The organism is Nocardioides sp. P5_E3, from assembly GCF_054049275.1.
Genome location: NZ_JBFUMR010000004.1, coordinates 81,097 through 96,581, shown reverse-complemented (window position 1 = coordinate 96,581; position 15,485 = coordinate 81,097). Strand labels below are relative to the sequence as shown.

General features: G+C 73.4%; 15 protein-coding genes and 1 pseudogene. 8 read left to right on the top strand and 8 right to left on the bottom strand.

Annotated features, from left to right (window positions below; all coding sequences use genetic code 11):
- The first annotated feature begins 18 nt into the window (after nt 1-18).
- Complete coding sequence (locus tag ACXJKB_RS03475; RefSeq protein WP_457185448.1) at nt 19-1,329, top strand: phytoene desaturase family protein; 1,311 nt, start codon at nt 19-21, stop codon at nt 1,327-1,329.
- On the opposite strand, the gene ACXJKB_RS03470 is transcribed toward ACXJKB_RS03475, so the two are convergent.
- Complete coding sequence (locus tag ACXJKB_RS03470; RefSeq protein WP_457185446.1) at nt 1,323-1,931, bottom strand: SIMPL domain-containing protein; 609 nt, start codon at nt 1,929-1,931, stop codon at nt 1,323-1,325. The genes ACXJKB_RS03475 and ACXJKB_RS03470 overlap by 7 nt on opposite strands.
- Nucleotides 1,932-1,936: 5 nt before the next feature.
- Nucleotides 1,937-2,827, bottom strand: coding sequence for a methylenetetrahydrofolate reductase [NAD(P)H] (metF, locus tag ACXJKB_RS03465; protein WP_457185444.1), 891 nt, complete (start codon nt 2,825-2,827; stop codon nt 1,937-1,939).
- Between the two features lie 63 nt (nt 2,828-2,890).
- Here metF and ACXJKB_RS03460 point away from each other — a divergent pair, with 63 nt between their 5' ends.
- On the top strand, nt 2,891-3,955 hold the full coding sequence (locus tag ACXJKB_RS03460) for a polyprenyl synthetase family protein (RefSeq protein ID WP_457185442.1): 1,065 nt from the start codon (nt 2,891-2,893) through the stop codon (nt 3,953-3,955).
- Nucleotides 3,956-3,964: 9 nt separating this feature from the next.
- On the opposite strand, the gene ACXJKB_RS03455 is transcribed toward ACXJKB_RS03460, so the two are convergent.
- From ACXJKB_RS03455 to ACXJKB_RS03445, 3 genes are all read right to left on the bottom strand, one after another.
- Nucleotides 3,965-4,399: a barstar family protein gene (locus ACXJKB_RS03455; RefSeq protein ID WP_457185440.1), complete on the bottom strand. Its 435-nt coding sequence runs from the start codon at nt 4,397-4,399 to the stop codon at nt 3,965-3,967.
- An 84-nt stretch (nt 4,400-4,483) separates the two neighbouring features.
- On the bottom strand, nt 4,484-4,969 hold the full coding sequence (locus tag ACXJKB_RS03450; protein WP_457185438.1) for a ribonuclease domain-containing protein: 486 nt from the start codon (nt 4,967-4,969) through the stop codon (nt 4,484-4,486).
- Entirely contained in the window at nt 4,969-5,340 is a 372-nt protein-coding gene (locus ACXJKB_RS03445) for an Rv2175c family DNA-binding protein (RefSeq protein ID WP_457185436.1), read from the bottom strand. The genes ACXJKB_RS03450 and ACXJKB_RS03445 overlap by 1 nt, the downstream gene beginning before the upstream one ends.
- 92 nt (nt 5,341-5,432) lie before the next feature.
- Here ACXJKB_RS03445 and ACXJKB_RS03440 point away from each other — a divergent pair, with 92 nt between their 5' ends.
- The 6 genes and pseudogenes from ACXJKB_RS03440 to ACXJKB_RS03415 all read left to right on the top strand — a co-directional run bounded on the left by ACXJKB_RS03440 (nt 5,433) and on the right by ACXJKB_RS03415 (nt 11,650).
- Nucleotides 5,433-6,233 carry a glycoside hydrolase family 16 protein gene (locus tag ACXJKB_RS03440; RefSeq protein WP_457185434.1) on the top strand — a complete coding sequence of 267 codons (801 nt, stop codon included), beginning with the start codon at nt 5,433-5,435 and terminating at the stop codon, nt 6,231-6,233.
- Between the two features lie 175 nt (nt 6,234-6,408).
- Nucleotides 6,409-7,173: a transglycosylase SLT domain-containing protein gene (locus ACXJKB_RS03435; protein WP_457185431.1), complete on the top strand. Its 765-nt coding sequence runs from the start codon at nt 6,409-6,411 to the stop codon at nt 7,171-7,173.
- Between the two features lie 149 nt (nt 7,174-7,322).
- Nucleotides 7,323-8,255, top strand: a pseudogene (locus ACXJKB_RS03430) (protein kinase domain-containing protein); the annotation flags it as partial.
- 240 nt (nt 8,256-8,495) lie between these two features.
- Nucleotides 8,496-9,509 (top strand): PASTA domain-containing protein, encoded by a 1,014-nt coding sequence (locus ACXJKB_RS03425; protein ID WP_457185620.1) that lies wholly within the window; start codon nt 8,496-8,498, stop codon nt 9,507-9,509.
- A gap of 17 nt (nt 9,510-9,526) precedes the next feature.
- Nucleotides 9,527-10,426, top strand: coding sequence for a DMT family transporter (locus tag ACXJKB_RS03420; RefSeq protein ID WP_457185429.1), 900 nt, complete (start codon nt 9,527-9,529; stop codon nt 10,424-10,426).
- A gap of 57 nt (nt 10,427-10,483) precedes the next feature.
- Nucleotides 10,484-11,650, top strand: coding sequence for an NADase-type glycan-binding domain-containing protein (locus tag ACXJKB_RS03415; RefSeq protein ID WP_457185427.1), 1,167 nt, complete (start codon nt 10,484-10,486; stop codon nt 11,648-11,650).
- Here the strand turns inward: ACXJKB_RS03415 and ACXJKB_RS03410 are convergent.
- From ACXJKB_RS03410 to ACXJKB_RS03400, 3 genes are all read right to left on the bottom strand, one after another.
- Nucleotides 11,628-12,629 carry a threonine aldolase family protein gene (locus ACXJKB_RS03410; protein WP_457185425.1) on the bottom strand — a complete coding sequence of 334 codons (1,002 nt, stop codon included), beginning with the start codon at nt 12,627-12,629 and terminating at the stop codon, nt 11,628-11,630. The two genes, ACXJKB_RS03415 and ACXJKB_RS03410, sit on opposite strands and share 23 nt — an antisense overlap.
- A gap of 45 nt (nt 12,630-12,674) precedes the next feature.
- Nucleotides 12,675-14,012: a class II 3-deoxy-7-phosphoheptulonate synthase gene (locus ACXJKB_RS03405; protein ID WP_457185423.1), complete on the bottom strand. Its 1,338-nt coding sequence runs from the start codon at nt 14,010-14,012 to the stop codon at nt 12,675-12,677.
- An 88-nt stretch (nt 14,013-14,100) separates the two neighbouring features.
- Nucleotides 14,101-15,471, bottom strand: coding sequence for a metallophosphoesterase (locus ACXJKB_RS03400; RefSeq protein WP_457185421.1), 1,371 nt, complete (start codon nt 15,469-15,471; stop codon nt 14,101-14,103).
- Nucleotides 15,472-15,485: the final 14 nt, after the last annotated feature.

Below are 15,485 nucleotides of genomic sequence, written 5' to 3'. Positions count from 1 at the left end.
GACGCCTAGGGTTCCCCCGTGGCTCGTGTGGTGGTGGTCGGAGGTGGCTTCAGCGGCATGGCGGCCGCTGCCCGGCTGGCCAAGCTGGGCCACGCGGTCACGATCCTCGAGCGCGCCGAGCACCTCGGGGGCGCGCTGACCACGGTCGAGCGCGACGGCTTCGCGTGGGACGCCGGGCCGACCACGACGCTCCTGCCGGCGGTCGTGCGCGACCTGTTCCGGAAGTCGGGCCGCCCGCTCGAGCGCGAGCTCGACCTCCAGCCGCTCGACCTGGTCCGCGAGCACCGCTTCGCCGACGGCTCGACGGTGCGGCTCCCCGGCGGCTCGCGAGCCGGCCAGCTCGCGGCCGTCGAGTCCCTCGGCGCGGGCCTCGGCCGGCAGTGGGTCGACCACGTGGCGTCGTACGGCGAGCTGTGGGAGCTGCTGCGCAAGGAGTGGTACGAGCGGCCCTACGACCCCGACGTCGCGCCACGCGAGCTCGTGGCGATGCTCGACCGGCGCGAGTCGCTGCACAAGCGGCTTCGTCGGTCGCTCGACGACGAGCGGCTGCGGCTGCTCGCCGGCCACCGGGTCGTGATGGACGGCCACGACCTGCGCCGGGCGCCCGTGCTCGCCGGCGTCGACGTCTACCTCGAGCAGCGCTTCGGGTCGTGGACCGTCCCCGGCGGGCTCGCCGCCCTCGGCGTGGCGATGGCCGACCGCCTCGCGCTGCGGGGCGTCACCGTGCTGACCGGCACTCCGGCGATCGACCTCGTCGTGCGCGACGGCCGGGTCGCGGCGGTCCGGACCGCGGTCGGCGAGGTCGACGCCGACCACGTGGTCGTCGCGATCGACCCGCGGCGGCTGCCCGCCCTCGCGTCGTACGTCCGGCGCACGATGCCTGCCTTCCCGCCGGTCGTGTGCCACGTGGGGCTCGAGGGCGAGGTGCCCGACCTGCCCCACGAGGTGGTGCTCCACGGAGACCCGCTGCTGGTGGTGCGCACGGGTGGCCGGGCGCCGGACGGTGCGGCGGCATGGACGGTGCTGGCACGCGGCCTCATCGCGGAGGACGTCCTGACGGCGCTGGCGCGCCACGGCCTCGACGTCCGCAGTCAGGTCGTCGCCCGCGTCGACCGCACGCCTGCCGACCTCGTCGAGGCGTGGGGCGGCTCGCCGCACGGCGTGCAGTGGCAGGGTCCCCGCACGGCCCGCGCGCGGCTTGGCCCGCGGACGCCGATCGCCGGCGTGCTGGCCGCCGGGGCGCACGCCACCACCGGGTCGGGCCTGCCGTTCACCGGACTCAGTGCCGCGCTGGTCGCCGAGATGGTCGGCCGGGCCCCACGTCAGTAGGCGAGCTCCCACACCACCGTGACGGTGGTGGCGACCGACGCCTCGCCCGGCTCGAGGTCACCTGCCGACGCGCGGGCCAGCGCCATCTTCGGCATCGGCGAGGGGCCTCGGTCGGCATCGCCCTCGACGATCGTCTGCACGGCGCCGAGTCCCGCACCGGCCATCCGGGCCAGCTCGGCCGCCCGCTCGCGCGCGTCGTGGAACGCGGCCTCGCGGGCCCGGGCACCGGCTCCGTGGTCCTCGGTGACCTCCAGGGCCACCCCGTCGATCGCGAGCGAGTCGCCGACCTCGCCCGTCAGGTCGCTCAGCAACGCCCCGGCGGTCGCCAGGTCCGGGCACGCGATCGCGTAGGAGTGCCGCGCCTCGTAGCCGGCCTCGCGCCCCTCGTGGTCGCGCGCCGGCCACACGGAGATGCCGGAGGAGGCGACCCGGCGCTCCTCGGTGCGGCGGTGCGCGACCTCCACGACGGTGGCGGCGGCCGCAGCCATCGCCGCGTAGGCCTCGGCGACACTGCTGCCCCGTGCCACGGCCGCGAGCCGCACCACCGCGCTGTCCGGCACGACGGCGACCACGCCGGTGCCGGTCACGGTGACGGTCTGCATGCGCGTCAGACGGTGATCTGCAGGTTGGCGAAGATCTCGCGCGTCGCCTTGGACCGGTTGAGCGTGTAGAAGTGGAGGCCCGGCGCCCCGGCGTCGAGCAGCGTCGCGCACAGCTCCGTCGCGATCGCGATGCCCTCGGCCCGCAGCCGGGCCGGGTCGTCGGCGTACGGCGTGAGGCGGGCCGTGGTCTCCTCGGGCAGCTGGCGGCGGGAGAACTCGACCATCCGCTCCATCGAGCGCAGGTTCAGGATCGGCATGATGCCCGGGATGATCGGGAAGTCGGCCCCGACGGCGGCGGCCCGCTCGACCAGCGCGACGTAGTCGGAGGCTCGCAGCACCATGTCGGTGACCGCGAACTCCGCACCGGCGTCGTGCTTGGCCTTGAGCACCTGCGCGTCCTGGTCGAGGTCCGCCGCGTCGACGTGGCCCTCGGGGAAGGCGGCGACGCCGATGCGCATGTCGGTGCGCTCCCTGATCAGTGCGACCAGCTCGTTCGCGTACGTGAGCCCACCCTCCGTGGGCGTCCACGGCGTGCCGGGACCTCCGGGCGGGTCGCCCCGCAGCGCCATCACGTGCTCGACGCCCGCGTTGCCGAGGTCGTCGAGGATCGCGGCGATCTCGTCGGTCGTGTGCCCGACACAGGTCAGGTGCGCGACCGGGAGCATGCTGGTCTCCCGGGCGATCCGCTCGGTGATAGCCACCGTGCGGTCGCGCGTCGTGCCGCCCGCGCCGTAGGTGACCGACACGAACGTCGGCCCGTAGGGCTCGAGATCGGTGATGGCCTGCCACAGCTGCTGCTCGCCGGCCTCGTCCTTGGGCGGGAAGAACTCGAAGGAGAACGACCGGTCTCCGCGCGCGAGCAGCTCGCGCATGCTCTGTCCCCGTCCGTGCGTCATGCGCAACAGCCTACGGAGGACCGCGCCGTCCTCGGCGCCGTGTCCAGTGTTTAGGCTGAATGGGTGACGACCTGGGACCCCGCCGACTTCCGCGACCGGGTCCAGCAGGTGCTGGATGCCTTCCTCGACGAGCGGGGGACCGAGCTCGCCCCGCTCGGTCCCGACGCCGGTCGCCTGATCGCCGAGGCACGTACGGCGGTCAGCGGGGGCAAGCGGTTCCGGGCGGCCTTCTGCCACTGGGGCCACCGGGCCATCCGGCCGTCGGTCGACGACGACGCGGCCCTGGCCCGGGCGTGCGCCTCCCTGGAGGTGCTGCACGCCAGCGCGCTCGTCCACGACGACTTCATGGACGCCTCCGACACCCGGCGCGGCCGGCCCGCGACCCACCGCGCGTTCGAGGCCGAGCACCGAGCCGCCGGGTGGCGCGGCGACCCCGAGCAGTACGGCGCCGCCGCCGCGATCCTGCTCGGCGACCTCCTGCTCGGCTGGGCCGAGGACATGCTGCGGCGCAGCGGCTTCCCCGCCGAGGAGGTCGCTCCCGGGCTGGCCATCTTCGAGCAGTGCCGCAACGAGGTCATCGCGGGCCAGTTCCTCGACGTCTCCGTGCAGGCGCGCGGCCGGGCGGACGTCGAGACGGCGATGACGGTGCTGCGCTACAAGTCCGCCAAGTACTCCATCGAGCGCCCGATCCACATCGGCGCCGCCCTCGCCGGGGCCACGCCCAGTCAGCTCGAGCAGCTCGGCCGCTTCGGCCTGCCCCTGGGCGAGGCGTTCCAGCTGCGCGACGACCTGCTCGGGGTGTTCGGTGACCCGGAGGAGACCGGCAAGCCGGCCGGCGACGACCTCGTCGAGGGCAAGCGCACGGTGCTCGTCGCCCTCGCGCTCGATGCCGCTCCCCGCGCCGCGGCCGAGCGCCTCGACGCCGCGCTGGGCACGTCGCTCACCGCCACCGACGTCGACGAGCTGCGCGGCATCATCGACGACTCCGGGGCGCGCGCGCAGGTCGAGGCGGTCATCGGCCAGCTGTCCGACCACGCGGTCGAGGCCCTCCGGGCAGCCGACATCGACGCGCACGCGCGCGACGTGCTCGTCGAGCTGGCGGCAGCGGCGACCCAGCGCTCGGTCTAGCTGCGACGTCTAGTCGAGGCTGGTGACACCGGGCACGACGGGACCCTCGCCCCGCAGCAGCACGGTGAACGGCACGCCTCGCTCGTCGTTGACCCGCGAGCCCAGCACGCTGAGGGCGATGCTGAAGGCCTTCTCGTCCGCGCGGGCGAGCGTCGACCAGCCGTCCCACAGCAGGACGACTCCGTCGCGACCGCTCCCGATGTCGTGGAGGCAGTCGGCGAGGGCATCGAAGTTCTGCCCGTAGTGGTCGGGGAAGTCGAGCGCCTCGCCCACCGCCGCGAGGAAGGCCGGCTTCGTGTCGGCGCCGGTCCAGCCGTCCACCCAGCCGAAGCCCCAGCCGGCGTGCTCGACGGAGTGGCGTACGTCAGCGACGTCGAACGCGCCGTGCCAGAGATGGATGCCCGCGGGTTCGTGCCCTGCCAGCACCGCTGCGAGTCCGCTCATGGACGTACTCGCTTCGCTCCGTGCGCCCATGAGGCTCGACCCGCGCTGCACTGGATGGTTCCCTCGCTTCGCTCGGTCACGTCCCTACCTCCTGATGAGTGCGAACGAGCCGTAGTGGTCGTCGGTCCAGTAGAGCTCCTCGCCGTCGTCGCCCGCCACGATGCGTCGAGCACCGCGGTCGTCGACACCGGGCGTGGGGACCGTGTACTCCCGGTAGTAGCCCATCGGCTGGTCGGGCAGCAGCTCCTCACGGTTGCCGAAGGTGCCGCCGTCGTGGTCGGGCTCGGGGAACGGCCCGCCGGCGTCGATCAGCTCGACGGTCCGTGCCGCCTCGGGCGGGAGGGCGGCAAGGCGTACGACGGGCAGGCCGCTCGCCGCGTCGGTCGCGCCGGTCGCGTCGGTCGTGTCGTCCGCGGACGAGGACGTCGACGAGGTCGACCCGCCGTCACCGGCGGGGTCGTCGTCGCCCTGACCGCCGCCGGAGACCAGCCAGGCGACGAGCATCGTCGCCGCCGCGAGGAGCAGCAGCCAGCGGTAGCGCTGCCTGCCCGTCGACGCGGCCGGGGCCATCAGTACTCCAGCACCTGGGCGCGGCGCTTGACCTCGCTGCCGCGGTTCTCGCGGAGGGCGTCGATCGGGCGGCCCGGGAGGTCGTCGTCGGTGAAGAGCCAGGCGATGCACTCACGGTCGTCGAAGCGGTGGTCGTGGAGGAGCACCAGCAGGCCGGGCAGCCCCTTGACCACCAGGCCGTCCTGGATAAAGTCGGCCGGCACCCCCGGGCCGGCACCCGGCACGGGCACCGCGGCGGCGAGCTCGTGGTCGCGGATCATCGTGCGCACCTTCCCCGGCGTCACGCCGAGCAGCTCGGCGACCTGGTTCCAGTCGAGCCACTCGGGGACGAGGGCGGCCAGGTCACGGTCGGCGAGGGGGACGTCAGTCATGGCTGCAGCCTATGAGAGCGCCCTCGCAGCAGCGAAGTCGTGCGAGGCCGCCGAAGTTGTCACCCCGGCGGGTGGTCCGTACCGTGCCGGGGATGCACCCCCTCCGATCCGCACTCGCAGCAGCCCTCGTGGGCCTGCTGGCGCTCACGCTCTCCCCGGTCGTGTCCCCCGCCTCGGCCGACCACTACGACGGCGCACCCGGCCCGATCCACGCCGGCAACACGTTCGGCTGGTACCAGCACGGCGTGTTCCGCCAGGAGTTCATCGGCCCCAAGCCGGGCTTCTGGAAGAAGAAGGGCCGCGGCGTCGTCCGCACCCAGAACGGGATGCTCACCCTGATGAGCACCAGGCGCGGCAGCGTGTCGGCCACCCTCGACCTCAAGGGCCACACCTACGGTCGCTGGGAGATCCGGATGCGCGCCCGCACCATGGCGAAGGTCAAGGGCGGCAAGCCGTTCAAGGTCGTCACCGAGCTGGTCCCCGGCGGCACCCGTGACCAGCACTGCGGCGGCCGCGACATCGGCATCCAGAACTTCACGCTCGGCACCAACACCGTGAAGTCCTACGTCCACACGCTCCCCAACAGCTCCTACCGCGGGTTCCTCGGCCGCCACCTGCGCAACGACCGCTGGCACACGTACGCCGTCGAGGTCGCCAAGGACCACATCTCCTGGTTCGTCGACGCCCACGTCATCCACACCGAGCGCCGCAACGAGGCCCTCGACCCGGTGCCGCGGCAGCTGAAGTTCGAGCTGCGCGCGAAGAAGGGCAAGACGATGGACCCGGCCCGGATGCAGATGGACTGGATGCGCTACTGGTCGATGCGCGCCCCCAACGAGAAGTCCATCAAGGCTCCCCAGTTCGAGCTCAGCACGTTCAACGGAGGCTGCTGACCGGCCCCGGACCGGAGCACCCACGCGCGGCGGCCGTGGCCGGGGCGACACGCCCGGCCCGGCCGCCGTTCGCGTCCTGCGGCCCGCAGTGGCTAGCGTCGACTGCTCGTTCGCGCGCTTCCCTCCCGCGGGCCTCGGACCCTCGGGCGCAGCGGACGTGACGAGGAGCAACCCCGTGCCCCCACACCCCCGACCGGCCCGACCAGCCCCACAGGCCCGCCCGTTCCGTCGGCTCGCGCGGTGCGCCGCCGGGCTCGTGCTCGCCGTGACCACGCTGTCGAGCCTGGCCACGCCCGCGCACGCCGACCACGAGCGGATCCCGTCGGGCCGCACGCTGGTGTCGTACGTCGTGGAGCCGGGCGACACCGTCTCGGGCCTCGCCGTGCAGTTCCACGCGTGGACGGCCGAGATCGTCTCCCACAACCACCTCGGCAGGGACGGCGCGCTCGAGGTCGGCCAGCGGATCGAGATCCCGGTCGTCGGCAAGACCCGCGGGAGCACCCCCACCGCCATGTGGCAGCACCCCGAGCGGGACCGCGAGAAGGTCCGCCGTGTGATCGCCGGCGCAGCCCGCAACCACGGCGTCGACCCGCAGCTCGCGCTGGCGGTGTCCTGGCAGGAGTCCGGGTGGCAGATGGGCCTCGTCTCGCACGCCGACGCCATCGGGGCCATGCAGGTGCTGCCCTCGACGGGACGCTGGATGGAGCACTACGCCGGGCGTCCGCTCGACCTGGACAGGCTCGGCGACAACGCCACGGCCGGCGTGCTGCTGCTCGACGTCCTCGCGCGCCACACCCATCGTCGTACGCACAAGATCGGCGCCTACTACCAGGGCCTCGGCGCGGTGCGGCGGCACGGGTTGTACGACGAGACCCGCGCGTACGTCGCCAACGTCGTGGCGATCAAGCAACGCCTCGAGGCCGGTCGGCCACCGTCCTGACGCCTGCGTGCCTGCCTCCGTGCGCACCGCGACCACGTCGGACGCCACGCCGGAACCGCGCCTGAGCGTGGGGGCAGGCGCTGCTTCCGTACGATGGGCGCGCCGGATCCTTCCCCGTCTCGCCCCAGGTCCGGCTTGGAGGTCGACCAGTGGAGCCACCCGAGCACGCCCGCGCAACCGCGCCCGGTGCGTCTGGCGACCCCCTGGTCGGACGGCTGCTGGACGGCCGCTACCGCATCCTCGCCCGGGTGGCTCGCGGTGGCATGGCCAGTGTCTACGAGGCCACCGACACCCGGCTCGACCGCACCGTGGCGGTCAAGGTGATGCATCCCGGACTCGGCGACGACCAGGAGTTCGCCCAGCGCTTCGTGCGTGAGGCGCGCGCCGCCGCCCGCCTCAACCACCCGCACGTCGTGGGTGTCTACGACCAGGGCGACGACACCTCCGACGGCACCGACACGATCTTCCTGGTGATGGAGTACGTCCCGGGCCACACCCTTCGCGACGTCCTGCGCAAGGAGTCCCCGATGCCGCCGGCGCGGGCCCTGGCGCTGCTCGAGCCGGTGATCTCCGCGCTCGCCGCCGCGCACCGGGCCGGGCTGGTCCACCGTGACGTGAAGCCGGAGAACGTCCTCATCGCCGACGAGGCGCACGGTGGCACCGTCAAGGTCGCCGACTTCGGCCTCGCGAAGGCGGTCAGCGCCGACACCCAGCACACCGCGACCGGGGGCGTGCTCATCGGCACCGTCTCCTACCTCGCGCCGGAGCTGGTGATCGACGGCCGCTCCGACGCCCGGGCCGACGTGTACGCCGCCGGAGTGGTGCTCTACGAGCTGCTGACCGGCAGGAAGCCCCACGAGGGCGAGTCACCGATCCAGGTGGCCTACCGTCACGTCCACCACGACGTGCCGATGCCGTCGCTGGTCGAGCCCGGCATCCCCGACTACGTCGACGCCCTGGTGGCGCGCGCGACCTCCCGCGACCGCGACCAGCGCCCGGCCGACGCCACCGTCCTGCTGCACCACCTCCACCGGGTCGAGCAGGCGCTGCGCGAGGGCCTGGCCTCCGACCCCGAGCTGGCTGGCGACCTGCTCCCCCGGCGCGCGGTCGAGACGGGGGACCAGGCCCCCTCCACCGACGACACCACCCCCGAGCCCTTCGACGCCGGCGCGCTCGCGCTGCTGACCGAGGTCGACCCGCGCGACTCGGGGCTCGTCGACGACGGCAGCCCCGACCGCACCACCGCCCTCGAGCGGCACCCCGCTCCCCCTGCCGCACCGGCCGGGACCGACGAGCCGGCCGGCGGCCCCGTCACCGAGCCGATGCGCACCGCGATCCCTCCCACGGGAGCCGTGACCACCACCCTCCCGGCCGCGCCGACCAGTGCGCGGCCGGCCCCGGGTCGTGCCCCGACCCGGGTGGCACCGGTCGAGACGACCGCGCGCCGCCGGTCCAGGAAGGGCCCGCTGCTCCTCCTGCTGTCGGTGCTGCTGGTCGGTGGCGTCGCGGCAGGCGCGTGGTGGTTCGGCTGGGAGCGCTACACCACCACCCCCGGCGTCCTGGGCCTCGACGAGGCCGCCGCCACCGTCGAGCTGGAGGACGCTGGTCTCAAGGCCGAGGCCGGCGAGCCGGCGTACAGCGAGAACGTCACCGCCGGGCTGGTCATCGCCACCGACCCGGGACCGGGCGGCAAGGTGCTGGACGGCGGCACCGTCACGCTCACCCTGTCGCTGGGCCCCGAGCGCTACGACGTGCCCGACCTCGCCGGGCAGACCGAGGACCAGGCCCAGGACGCGCTCGCCGCGACCAACCTCGCCTTCGGCGCGAGCAAGGCGCGCTGGAGCGAGACAGTCCCCGAGGGGCAGGTCATCCGCACGTCGCCGAAGGCCGGCACCACCCTCAAGCCCGGCGCCAACGTCGACCTCGTGCTCAGCCGTGGCCGCAAGCCGATCGAGGTGAAGGACTGGACGGGCAAGTCGTTCGACGACGCCTCGGCCGCGCTCGAGAAGCGCGGGCTGCAGGTCAGCGTCACCGGCGAGGAGTACAGCGACACCGTCGCCGAGGGCGACGTCATCTCGCAGGACCCGCCCACGGCCAGCCTCTTCCGGGGCGACACGGTGTCGTTCGTGGTCTCCCTCGGCCCCGAGCTGGTCGAGGTCCCGCGGGTGCAGGCGATGGGCGTCGAAGCCGCGACCGAGCTGCTCGAGGGCCTCGGCTTCGAGGTCGAGACCAAGGAGTCGGACACCTACCTCGGGCTCGGCTTCGTCGCCAGCTCCGACCCGGGGTCCGGCGAGGAGGTCCCGAAGGGCTCCACGATCACGCTGTTCCTCGTCTGACCACCTAGATTTCGTCCGTGCACGCCGAGCAGACCCGTCGTACGTCCCTGCTCGCGACGGCCGCCCTGCTGGCCCTGGCGGCGTGCTGGGGCTCGACGTTCTTCATGATCAAGGACCTCCTCGAGCGGGTCCCGACGCTCGACTTCCTGGCCCTGCGGTTCGCGATCGCCTCGCTCGCCCTGCTGGTGGTGGCGCCGAAGGCCCTCGGCCGGCTCTCCCCCGTCGTCCGCCGCCACGCGATGGTCCTCGGCCTCCTCTACGGCGTCGCGCAGATCCTCCAGACCGCCGGCCTGGCGCACACCCCCGCGAGCATCAGCGGCTTCGTCACCGGCCTGTACGTCGTGTGCACCCCGCTGCTGGCCGCCGCGATCCTCGGCACCCGGATCCCGCCGATCACCTGGGCGGCCGTCGCGCTCGCGACCGTCGGGCTCGGCGTGCTCGCCCTCAACGGGCTCAGCATCGGCTACGGCGAGCTGATCACCCTGGCGTCGGCGGTGCTCTACGCGCTGCACATCGTCGGGCTCGGCGCGTGGTCGACCGCCCAGGACGCCGTCGGCATGACGATCCTGCAGGTCATGGTGATCGCGGTGGTGTGCACGTTGGCGACCGCGCCCGACGGGATCGTCCTGCCCGACCGGGCCGCCGACTGGTGGTCGGTGCTCTACATGGCGGTGGTGGTCGGCGCGCTCGGCCTGCTCGGCCAGACGTGGGCGCAGGCGCACCTCCCGCCGACGCGCTGCGCGATCATCATGAGCATGGAGCCGGTGTTCGCCTCGTTCTTCGCGGTCTGGCTCGGCGGCGAGGACCTGACGACGCGGCTGCTGCTGGGCGGGTCGATGGTCCTGGTGGCGATGCTGACCGTCGAGCTCGCCCCGCGCCGGGTGGTCGAGGGCGAGGTCGCGCACATCGCCGTGTAGGACCCCCCGTCCCTCGGGTGGAACCCTGCATGGGTCCGTCCCCCTATCGTGGGGCCCGTGGACACGTGTGTGGCGTGCGGCGCCGAGCTGGGGGTGGGGCGGTTCTGCCTCAACTGTGGGCACCGCATCGGCGCGCCCGCGCCGGTCCCCGTCGAGCAACCACCCGCTCCGTCGTCGCCGACCGTGACCGCCACGGCTCCGGCCCGCGAGCGTCCGGCTCCGGCCGACGAGGCGCCGCCGCAGGCGTCCGACACCGCTGCCGTCCCGGCTGCCGACCCCCCTGCCGAGTCGCCCGACGATGACGACCCCGCGCCGGACGCGGACGTGGCCCCGGCCCCCGTCGTCCCGCCCGTCGTCCCACCCGTCCAGGCAGCCGACCCCACCCCGGTCCCGCCGACCAGCCCGCCCGACGTCGTACCCGACGAACCGGGCCCTCCTCCCTCGCGGCGTGCGACGTGGGACCCCCGCGAGGAGCTGCTGCCCTACGAGGAGGTCGACGACGTCGAGAGCGACCTGCCGGTGCACGGCCTGGCGTGGCTCGGGTGGGTCCTGGGCGCCGCGCTCCTGGTGGGCCTGGCCTTCCTGCTGCTGCGGGTCTTCGACACCGACGCCGACGAGGTCGCCACCGATCCCGCTGACGCCGCCACGGGCACCTCGCAGGCGCCGGACCCCGGCGCCGGGAAGACGGACGGCCCGGAGCCGACGGACGACGGCGGCGGCGGCGAGGCACCGGCCGGCGTGGGCAAGGCGCTCGACCTGGCCCGCGGCGCGACCTTCGAGGTCCCCAGCACGGCACCGCCGACCACCGACTTCGACGGCAACCTGGTGGCCTACGAGGCCAGCCAGATGGGTGACGGCAACCCGGCCACGGCGTGGCGTACGGCCGGTGACGCCACCGGCGGGACCATCACGGTGACGCTGACCGAGCCCGGCGTGGTCACCAGGGTGGGGCTCGTCAACGGCTACGCGAAGCAGGTCGCCGGGGTCGACTGGTACCCCAACAACCGCCGCATCCTGTCCGTCACCTGGGGCTTCGACAACGGCTCGTCGATCGAGCAGTCCTTCGCCGAGCGACCGGACATGCAGTGGCTCAAGATCCCGCCGGGCGAGACGAGCACCATCACCATCACGATCGACGCCGTGACACCGCCGGGCTCCGGCAGCCTCGGTCGCGACTACACCGCGATCAGCGAGGTGAGCGTCAGGGGGCGGCGAGCCGGCTGAGCACCGCGGCCGCACGCTCGGCGTCCGTGCGCGAGACATCGAGGTGGGTCACGAGGCGCACGGTGCGCGGTCCCACCGCAGCGATGCGCACACCGTCAGCGGCAGCCCGCTCCACGAACGAGGCGGCGTCCGGGCGCTCGACGACGACGATGTTGGTGTCGATGACCTCAGGGTCGAGCCCCAGCGCCTCGCCGAGCAGCCGCGCGTTGGCGTGGTCGTCGGCCAGCCGCTCGACGTGGTGGTCGAGGGCGTACGCACCGGCTGCCGCGAGCACGCCGACCTGGCGCATCCCGCCGCCCATCCGCTTGCGCCGCACCCGCGCCACGGCGATCGCGTCCGCCGAGCCGACCATCAACGACCCGATCGGCGCGCCGAGCCCCTTGGACAGGCACACCGCGAGCACGTCGGTGACGCGGCCGTAGTCCGCCAGCGGCGTCCCGGTGGCGACGTGGGCGTTCCACAGCCGCGCGCCGTCGAGGTGGACCTTGGTCTCGTTGGTCTCGGCCCACGTACGCAGCGCCCGCAGGTCCTCGATCGGCAGCACCGCCCCGCCGGCGAAGTTGTGGGTGTTCTCGACCGACACCGCGGCGGTGCGCACGAAGAACGGACCCATGTCAGGGGCGTGCATCGCCTCGATCGCCGGCAGGTCGACCTGGCCGCGCGCCTTCGTCCAGGTGCGCATCGTGAGACCGGTGATGGCGCCGTGGGCACCGAGCTCGGCGCGGGCGATGTGGGCCGAGGACTCGCACAGCACCTCCTCGCCGGGCGACACCACGCTCGCAACGGCGAGCACGTTGGCCATCGAGCCGGTCGGTGTGAACAACGCGGCCTCGTGGCCGAACATCCCCGCGACCCGCTCCTCCAGCGCCGCGACCGTCGGGTCCTCGCCGTAGACGTCGTCGCCCACCTCCGCGCGGGCCATCGCCTCACGCATCGCGTCGGTCGGGCGGGTCAGGGTGTCGGAGCGCAGGTCGATCACCCGGCGAACCTACAAGGGACCCGCGGACCGCCCGCGGGCGGGCGATCAGGCCTTGCGCAGCATCTCCGCCACGAGGAAGGCGAGCTCGAGCGACTGGACCCGGTTGAGACGCGGGTCGCAGACCGACTCGTAGCGGTGGGCCAGGCCCACCTCGTCGATCTCCTCGCCGCCGCCGACGCACTCGGTGACGTCGTCACCGGTGAGCTCGACGTGCACGCCGCCGGGCCAGGTGCCGAGGCTGCGGTGCACGTCGAAGAAGCCCTGGACCTCGTCGATGACGTCGTCGAAGCGGCGGGTCTTGTAGCCCGAGGACGCCTCGAAGGTGTTGCCGTGCATCGGGTCGCAGACCCACGCGACGTTGAGGCCCTCGGCGGTGACCTTCTCCACGAGAGCGGGCAGCCCGTCGCGGATCTTGCCGGCGCCGAAACGGGTGATGAACGTGATCCGGCCCGGCGTGTTCTCGGGGTTGAGCCGCGCGGCGTAGGCGAGCGCGTCGTCGGGCGTCGTCGTCGGGCCGAGCTTGATGCCGATCGGGTTCTTGATCTTCGACAGCAGCTCGATGTGGGCGCCGTCGAGCTGGCGCGTGCGCTCACCGATCCAGACGAAGTGCGCGGACACGTTGTAGGGCTGGTCGGTGCGCGAGTCGATGCGCGTCAGCGCCTGCTCGTACTCCAGCAGCAGCGCCTCGTGGCTCGAGTGGAAGTCGACGCGGTGGAACTCGTCGGGGTCGGCGCCGATCGCCTTCATGAAGGTGAGCGCGCGCTCGATCTCGTCGGCCATCGCCTCGTAGCGCTGCCCGAACGGCGACGTCTGCACGAAGTCGGTGTTCCAGGTGTGGACCTGGCGGAGGTCGGCGTAGCCGCCCGTGACGAAGGCACGGACCAGGTTGAGCGTGGCGGCCGAGGAGTTGTAGACGTCCACGAGCCGCTGCGGGTCCGGGATGCGGGCCTCGGGCGTGAAGTCGTAGCCGTTGACCGCGTCGCCGCGGTAAGCCGGAAGCGTCACGCCGTCGCGGGTCTCCTCGTCGGAGCTGCGCGGCTTGGCGTACTGGCCGGCGAGGCGGCCCAGCTTCACGACGGGGACCGAGGCGGCGTACGTCAGCACGACCGCCATCTGCAGCAGCACGCGCAGCTTGTTGCGGACGTTGTCGGCAGTCACGCCGGCAAAGGTCTCGGCGCAGTCGCCGCCCTGGAGCAGGAAGGCCTCGCCCCGCGTCACCGCGGCGATCTTGGCGGTCAGGTCGTCGCACTCACCCGCGAAGACCAGCGGCGGCACGGTCCTCAGTCGGGCCACGGCAGCGTCGACCGCCCCGGAGTCGGGATACGTCGGCTGCTGCTTCGGCCCGAGGGCGTGCAACTGCTCGAGGGTGGGGATCGCGGTCACCTGACAAGGGTACGGCGCGCGCCCCGCCCCACCCGAACCGTGACCGACCCCTGAACGCGTGACGCCGCGCACGCCCGGGGCGGGTGCTTCAGTCGAGGGGTGCGAGCACGCCCTCGGCGTCGTCCACGCGCAGTCCTCCCGAACGCGTGCGGCTGGCGACGAGGGTGCCGGTGACGACGGACGCGTCGGGGTAGCTGATGTGACCCGGCGCCCCCTGGCGCGACGTGGTCCAGAGCCGGTCCTCGAACCCGATCTCCCCGCGGAACTGGTGGTTCTCCAGCACCAGCCGGTCGGCAGTGGCCTGGCCGAGGACGTAGGACGCCTCACCGCGGTAGAGGAGCGACCCGTGCGACACCTGCAGGATGCCGTCGCGCTCGTGGACCGTCTGGTCGTGCACCTCACCGCTCAGGTAGACGTCGACGCCGCCGTCGACCATGGCCTTCCACAGGTCGGAGCGCACCCCCTTCTCGTAGACGAGGTTGCTGGAGTTGCGGACGCGCACCTTCGGGGTCATCGGGACGTGTCCCTGGACCATCACCCACGGCACGTCGTCCTTGCGGGCCTTCCGGAGGACACCCTCGAGCCAGCGCAGCTGCGCGGGGTCGACGGACATGTGCACGTCACCGCCGCGGCGCTCGAAGACGTCGAGCGTGACGAGCAGGACGTCGGCGTCGAGGCGTACGGCGTAGGCGGTGCGGCGGGCCTGCCCGGAGGGCCGGTCGGCGAACCGGGGCCGTCCGCCCTCGCCCGTCAGCATGTGGTCGGCGTAGATCCGCTTGAACTCGGGCACGTGGCGGCGCTTGAAGTCGATCCACGGATTGTTGCGGGCCCGCCACGGGTCGTCACCGATCTCGTGGTCGCCGAGGGCGGGGTAGGTCGTGAGGCCGCGGTCCTCGAACCGCTCACGCCAGGCGGGGAAGTAGACGTCCGCGGCGCGGCGCCAGGCCCGCAGGCGCTGGGACTGGGTCCGCACCGGCCCGAAGACGCCGGTGTGCGCGTCGTCGCGGCCCCAGCGTCCCTCGACGAGGTCGCCCGCGACGAGGACGTCGTCGGTGCCGTGCGACGCCATCTCGTCGATCACGTGGTCGAGCGCCGCGTCGTAGTCGGCGTTGGTGGAGTTCGCGACCTCTCCCGTGCGCTTGTCGACGAACTGCTTGCGCCCGTCGGCGGTGAGGTCGGCGACGTCCTGGTTGAGGAAGTCGGGGGCCGAGACGAACCGGTAGGCCCCGGCCAGCTCCGGTGCCGCCGGCACGGACGGCCGGTCGCGCGGCCCGCGCTCGGCGGCCGGTCCCACGGGCGTCGTCGAGCCGCCCCCCGGAGTGGCGTCCGAGATCGTGGGCGCCGGGTGGTCGGAGCTCGGCGTGGCGCTCGCGGTCGGCGCCGAAGGGGAGACCGTCGAGCAGCCCAGCGCGCCGGCCACCAGCAACGCCAGCACGGGCCCCACAGGTCGTTTGCTCACCCGCCCCACCGTAG

Excerpts from the sequence above, each read along its gene's own strand:
- ACXJKB_RS03470 (WP_457185446.1), bottom strand. The coding sequence starts at position 1,931 with ATGCAGACCGTCACCGTGACCGGCACCGGCGTGGTCGCCGTCGTGCCG.
- metF (WP_457185444.1), bottom strand. The coding sequence starts at position 2,827 with ATGACGCACGGACGGGGACAGAGCATGCGCGAGCTGCTCGCGCGCGGA.
- ACXJKB_RS03455 (WP_457185440.1), bottom strand. The coding sequence starts at position 4,399 with ATGAGCGGACTCGCAGCGGTGCTGGCAGGGCACGAACCCGCGGGCATC.
- ACXJKB_RS03450 (WP_457185438.1), bottom strand. The coding sequence starts at position 4,969 with ATGGCCCCGGCCGCGTCGACGGGCAGGCAGCGCTACCGCTGGCTGCTG.
- ACXJKB_RS03445 (WP_457185436.1), bottom strand. The coding sequence starts at position 5,340 with ATGACTGACGTCCCCCTCGCCGACCGTGACCTGGCCGCCCTCGTCCCC.
- ACXJKB_RS03440 (WP_457185434.1), top strand. The coding sequence starts at position 5,433 with ATGCACCCCCTCCGATCCGCACTCGCAGCAGCCCTCGTGGGCCTGCTG.
- ACXJKB_RS03425 (WP_457185620.1), top strand. The coding sequence starts at position 8,496 with ATGCGCACCGCGATCCCTCCCACGGGAGCCGTGACCACCACCCTCCCG.